Source organism: Microvirga roseola, assembly GCF_020866965.1.
Classification (GTDB): Bacteria; Pseudomonadota; Alphaproteobacteria; order Rhizobiales; family Beijerinckiaceae; genus Microvirga; species Microvirga roseola.
Genome location: NZ_JAJATX010000116.1, coordinates 1 through 4,656, shown reverse-complemented (window position 1 = coordinate 4,656; position 4,656 = coordinate 1). Strand labels below are relative to the sequence as shown.

The following is a 4,656-nucleotide window of genomic DNA, read 5'->3' as shown; positions in this document are numbered from 1 at the left end:
GACATTCCCTCGCTCCGACCAGGGGCCGAGAACGATCCGGCGCGGTCGGAATTCGTGGTTCCGCCTTGACTTCCCCCGGCTCCCATGGATGTTGCGGAGACCTTCGAACCGAGCAGGCCTTTTCATGTCCGCCTCCATGCACCGTTACCGTTCCCATACCTGCGGCGCGCTCCGCGAATCCGATGTCGGCCAGGTGGCCCGCCTTTCCGGCTGGTGCCACCGCATCCGCGACCATGGCGGCGTGCTGTTCATCGACCTGCGCGACCATTACGGCATGACACAGTGCGTGATCGATCCGGATTCGTCCGCCTTCAAGCAGGCCGAGGCGGCGCGTTCGGAGTGGGTGGTCCGCGTGGACGGCAAGGTGCGCAAGCGCCCGGCCGGCACCGAGAACGCGGAACTGCCGACCGGGATGGTGGAACTCTATATCACCGACATGGAAGTCCTGGGTCCGGCGGCCGAGCTGCCGATGCCGGTCTTCGGCGACCAGGAATATCCGGAGGAGACCCGTCTCGCCTACCGCTTCCTGGACCTGCGCCGCGAGAAGCTGCACAACAACATCATGAAGCGCGGCGCAATCGTCGACGCGCTCCGCAGCCGCATGAAGAGCAGCGGCTTCTTCGAGTTCACGACGCCGATTCTCACGGCCTCGAGCCCTGAGGGCGCGCGCGACTTCCTGGTGCCCTCGCGCATCCATCCCGGCAAGTTCTACGCGCTGCCGCAGGCTCCGCAGCAGTTCAAGCAGCTCATCATGATCTCCGGCTTCGACCGGTATTTCCAGATCGCGCCCTGCTTCCGCGACGAGGATCCCCGCGCCGACCGCCTGCCGGGCGAGTTCTACCAGCTCGATGTGGAGATGAGCTTCGTCACGCAGGAGGACGTGTTCCAGACCATGGAGCCCGTGATCCGCGACACCTTCAAGGAATTCGCCGACGGCAAGCCGGTGACGGAGGTGTTCCCGCGCATCCCCTATGCCGAGTCCATGCTGAAATACGGCAACGACAAGCCGGACCTGCGCAATCCCCTCGTCATCGCCGACGTGTCGGAGGTGTTCGAGCGAGAGGACGTGACCTTCAACGCCTTCAAGAACGTCATCAAGTCCGGCGGCGTGGTCCGCGCGATCCCGGCCACCGGCGCGGCCTCGCAGCCGCGTTCCTTCTTCGACAAGCTCAACGACTGGGCCCGCACGGAAGGCGCGCCCGGCCTCGGCTACATCGTGTTCGAGGAGGAGGGCGGCCAGATCACCGGCAAGGGTCCCATCGCCAAGTTCATTCCGGAGGCCGCGCAGGCCGCGATCCGCGACAAGGCCGGCCTGAAGGCGGGCGACGCGGTGTTCTTCTCGGCGGGCGCCGAGGACAAGGCGGCGTCTCTCGCCGGCAAGGCGCGCATCCGCATCGGCGACGAGCTCGGTCTCGGCGACAAGAACCAGTTCGCCTTCTGCTGGATCGTCGACTTCCCCCAATACGAGTGGAACGAGGACGAGAAGAAGATCGACTTCTCCCACAATCCGTTCTCCATGGCCAACATGGATCACGAGGCCTTCATGGCTCTCGATCCGACGGACAAGGAGCGGATCCTCAAGATCACCGCGCTCCAGTACGACATGGTCTGCAACGGCTACGAGATGGCCTCCGGCTCGATCCGTAACCACCGCCCCGACCGGATGGTGAAGGCCTTCGAGATCGCTGGCTACGGCGAGCAGGAGGTCATGGACAAGTTCGGCGGCATGTACCGCGCCTTCCAGTACGGCGCTCCGCCCCACGGCGGCATGGCGGCGGGCGTGGACCGCATCGTGATGCTGCTCTGCGGCGCGCAGAACCTGCGCGAGATTACCATCTTCCCGATGAACCAGAAGGCGGAAGACCTGCTGCTCGGCGCACCCTCCGACGTCACGCCCAAGCAGCTTCGCGAACTGCACATCCGGCTGAACCTGCCGGAGAAATGAGAACCGGCGACGTCACCGCCATCGTCGTAACCTTCGACAGCGCCCATGCGCTGCCGGAGTGTCTCGGCGCGCTGAAGGCGGAGGGCGTCTCCATCCTCGTCGTCGACAACGCCTCCTCGGACAACACCGTCGCCGTTGCCGAAGGGCAGGGGGCGCAGGTCGTCCGCAATGCCCGCAACGAGGGCTATGGCCGCGCCAACAACATCGGCGCGCGGGCGGCGAAAACCGAGTTCCTGCTCGTCGTCAATCCCGACTGCGTCGTGGAGCAAGGCGCGGTCGCGGCGCTCGTCGAGGCTGCGCGGCGCTATCCCGATGCGGGGATGCTCGCCCCGAAGATCGTGGAGCCGAGCGGGCGCGTGTTCTTCCAGCCGCGCTCGCTGCTCTCGCCTTATCTGCACAACCCGCAAGGTAAGCTCGTGCTGCCCGAGGGCGAGGCCTGCGCGCCCTTCGTCTCCGGCGCGTGCTTTCTCATCCGCCGCGAGCTGTTCCTCGATCTCGGCGGCTTCGACCAAAACATCTTCCTGTTCTATGAGGACGACGACCTGTGCCGCCGGGTGGCGGATTCAAGGCATGCCCTGATCTACGTCCCGCAGGCGGTGGTGCGCCACGGGCGGGGTCAATCGAGCGGGGAGAAGCGGGGCCGCATCTTCACCACCCGCTGGCACCAGGCCTGGTCGCGGGCCTATGTGAGCCGCAAATACGGCCTGCCCAACCCGGCCCCCGGCATGTTCGCCGTCAACGCCATGAAGACCGCTGCGGCGAGCCTGACATTTCGGCGCAAGCTGATCGAGCGCTACGGCGGCTCGGCGGCGGGAGCCTGGGCGTTCCTGAAGGGCCGGAAGGCGCTTGAGCGCGAAGGGGTGTCATGAGCGTACCTGCCTTCATGAATGCGCCGACCGTCTCCGCCGCCATAGAGCAGGAGCGCAACAACTTCACCCTCATCCGCCTGCTGCTGGCGCTTGCCGTCGTGGTCTCCCACGCCTTCAGCGTGACCACCGGCATCGTCGCCGACGAGCCGCTCGCCGTCCCGACCGGCTTCACCCTCGGCGAGCATGCCGTCAACGGCTTCTTCGCCATATCCGGCTTCCTCGTCACCATGAGCTTCGACAAGCGCGGCTGGCTCGACTACACCATTGCCCGCACCCTGCGCATCGCGCCAGGGCTGATCGTGGCGGTGCTCGTAGTCGCGCTGCTGCTCGGCGGTGCGATGACGCGACTGCCCTTTGCCGAGTACCTGGAGAATGCGGGCCTCAGCCGCTTCATCGTGGCGACGCTCACGACCTTCAAGACCAACATCGCCCTGCCGGGCGTGTTTGCGGACAATCCGTTCAAGTTCCCGATGGGCACCGTGTGGACGCTCAAATACGAGGTCCTCTGCTATGCGGGCGTGCTGCTGCTCGGCCTCGCCGGACTGCTGCGCTCGCGGATCGGCGCGCTCGTCCTCGTGGCGGGGCTCATGATCGCCATGGCAAGTCTCGACCTCCTGCGCCCCGATGCGCCGAAGGGCCTGGAGACCGCGATCCGGTTGCCGCTGATCTTCGCGGTAGGCGGAGCGCTGTACGTCTGGCGCGGGCGTGCCCGCCTCTCCGGGGTTCTCGTCCTCGCGCTGGCCTTCGCCACATGGCTGAGCGCCGACACGTTTTTCTACAAGACGCTGCTGTTCGTAGGCTCGGCCTACGGCGTCCTGTGGCTCGCGCTTACCCCTTTGCTGACGCGCTTCGCCTACGAGCCCAGGGCGGATCTGTCCTACGGCACCTATCTCTACGGCTGGCCGATCCAGCAGAGCCTGCATGCACTATGGCCCAGCGCCGCGGCCATCACCCTGCTGGCTCCGGCGCTTGCCATCACTCTCGCGATGGCGGCCCTGTCCTGGTACCTCGTCGAGAAGCCGGCTCTTGCCCTGAAGGCGAGGGCGCTGGGTCGCCGGACCCTCAAGACGATTGAGCCCGCAGCACCTTGACCGCCGCGATCAGCTCCCGGATCCGGTCGCTTTGCAGAAGCGGGATCAGGGTCGCGATTTTTTCCCGCGGCAGGTCCCACCATTGCACGTCGAGGAGGGCGGCGATTGTCGCCTCGTCGAAGCGGTACCGGATCACCTTTGCCGGATTGCCGCCGACGATGGCATAGGGCGGCACGTCCTTTGTCACAACCGCATGGGCGGCGATGACGGCCCCGTGCCCGATGCTGATCCCCGACAGGATGGTCGCCCCGGAGCCGAGCCACACATCGTGCCCGATGGTCACGTCGCCACGGGAGGAGTGGTAATCCTCGATTTTAGGAGCCAGGGGCCAGAGGTCGGTGAGGGCGGAGAAGGGATAGGTCGTCCCCCAGTCGGTCCGGTGATTGCCCCCGAGCAGGATCTCGACCTTGTCCGCGATGGAGCAGTAGCGCCCGATGGTGAGCTTCTTGCCCGATTCGGGAAAACGGACCTTGGGCCGGCCATATGAAAACTCGCCGATATCGTAGCCGTAGCGGCTCACCATGCGGGCGAGATGGATCCGCGTCTGGTTATGCGGGTTGCGCCAGTTTTTCAGGCGATGCCGAAGGCTCATCGGTCACTGCCCGGCAGGAGACAAGAGCATTGACGGCAGGGGGGTAAGGTGCGCACAAGGACCCTCAGAAACGAAACAGTACGGTTGGTTGCAAGGAGCGTCGGGGATGGGTGAGAACATCTCGCAGGATCTGAAATCGGGAGCGATGTTCTACCATCA

General features: G+C 65.6%; 4 protein-coding genes. 3 read left to right on the top strand and 1 reads right to left on the bottom strand.

The features are described 5' to 3' along the window. Positions 1-136 precede the first annotated feature (136 nt). From aspS to LG661_RS24165, 3 genes are read left to right on the top strand one after another with little or no spacing between them, the layout of a single operon-like run. Entirely contained in the window at positions 137-1,945 is a 1,809-nt protein-coding gene (aspS, locus tag LG661_RS24175; RefSeq protein WP_230534553.1) for an aspartate--tRNA ligase, read from the top strand. Further along, entirely contained in the window at positions 1,942-2,814 is an 873-nt protein-coding gene (locus LG661_RS24170; RefSeq protein WP_230534550.1) for a glycosyltransferase family 2 protein, read from the top strand. Before aspS ends, LG661_RS24170 begins: the two co-directional genes overlap by 4 nt. Continuing rightward, on the top strand, positions 2,811-3,905 hold the full coding sequence (locus tag LG661_RS24165; RefSeq protein WP_407666837.1) for an acyltransferase family protein: 1,095 nt from the start codon (positions 2,811-2,813) through the stop codon (positions 3,903-3,905). Before LG661_RS24170 ends, LG661_RS24165 begins: the two co-directional genes overlap by 4 nt. On the opposite strand, the gene LG661_RS24160 is transcribed toward LG661_RS24165, so the two are convergent. Further along, the gene (locus tag LG661_RS24160; protein ID WP_230534548.1) at positions 3,877-4,497 is read right to left on the bottom strand and encodes a CatB-related O-acetyltransferase; all 621 of its coding nucleotides are present in this window, start codon (positions 4,495-4,497) and stop codon (positions 3,877-3,879) included. The two genes, LG661_RS24165 and LG661_RS24160, sit on opposite strands and share 29 nt — an antisense overlap. Positions 4,498-4,656: the final 159 nt, after the last annotated feature.